The sequence below is a fragment of the Corynebacterium sp. MSK071 genome (genome assembly GCF_030232125.1).
Classification (GTDB): Bacteria; Actinomycetota; Actinomycetes; order Mycobacteriales; family Mycobacteriaceae; genus Corynebacterium; species Corynebacterium kefirresidentii.
In genome coordinates this window covers 1-1259 of the sequence record NZ_JASPJA010000038.1, presented here as the reverse complement: position 1 = coordinate 1259, position 1259 = coordinate 1, and the positions used below count along the sequence as shown (strand labels likewise).

Annotated in this window: 1 pseudogene; it reads right to left on the bottom strand. The window is 55.0% G+C overall.

Annotated elements, in window-relative coordinates:
* Positions 1-7: 7 nt before the first annotated feature.
* Positions 8-1227: pseudogene (locus QP990_RS12090) on the bottom strand (IS30-like element IS1513 family transposase).
* Positions 1228-1259: the final 32 nt, after the last annotated feature.

The window sequence follows — 1259 nt, the reverse complement described above, 5'->3', positions numbered from 1 at the left end:
GGCGGAATCAAGCGGTGGATGCGCCACGCTTGAATAGTTCGTTAAGTATTTCACGTGGGGTTGCGCCGCCGAGGATTTGTCGGGGTGTTTCGTTGAGCTCATTTTGCACCCACGCGACATGTTCGGGTGTGGCGGTGGCAAAGTCGGTGCCCTTTTTGTAGAACCTGCGCCTGATCTCGCCGTTGGTGTTCTCGTTGGTTGGTCTCTGCCACGGTGAGTGCGGTTCACAGAAAAACACCTGGCAGCCGTCTTTAATCTGGACTTGTGCTGTGACAGCCATTTCTGCGCCTTGGTCCCATGTGATGGTCTTTAGCTGCTCGGTGTTGAGGTCTTTGACCATGTCCTGCAGGGTTGCGACCACGGTGTGTGAACTGTGCTCATCGGGAAGGTGTCCAAGCAGGGTGTAACGGCTGGTGCGCTCTACTAGGGTAATCAGCGCGCTTTTGCCACCTTTACCAATAACAAGGTCGCCCTCCCAGTGCCCGGGAATAGCCCTGTCATCAGCTTCCGGGCTGCGGTGGGTGATCTCAGCACCTTTGATCCAAGGGCGACCGGTTAACACGCCAGCGTTTCGGGCACGACGCTTGCGTGTTGAGCCGCCGCGGATAAGTACGTCTTTAGTCTTCATGACTTCTTCAAGCTCGGCTCGCAGGCTGCCTTTGCCTTGAATGTATAAGGCACTGTAGATCGCTTCGTGGGAAATACGCATGCTTTCATCATCGCTGAAAGCATGCTCAAGCCATGCACTAATGCGCCCAGGTGACCACCTGCGGGCAAGGCAATCGACTACTACACCCCGAAGCGTTGGGCTTTCATCGAGCTTGCGTAGTTTTGGCCGCACCATCCGACCAGCAGTAGAAACAGCAGCGTTGTGGGCGTTATACCGCAGCTGCTCTGTGCCGTCCTCATCGACGATCTTCCAACCATTACGGGTGATTTCACGAGCGACGACACTGTGGTGCCTATTTATTTTCTGCGCGATGGCTCGTGCCGAATCACCGACACGACATCCCGCTTCAATAGCAACACGGTCTTCAACAGTAAGCCTGCGACCACGCCCTACTAAGGCGTGTTTGTCGAATACGCCGCTAGGAAATCCATCAACGGCTTGAGTTTTCATCGGTGCTGGCATAACAGAATCTTTACCCAGCTTCTTGCCTGTATCTGGCAAAGACACCACCGCCTCATCAGGCGTTCGACGATGTCGCTGCCGGCGTAACTTCGCATACCGCTGCTTCCTTATCCACCCATACACGGTA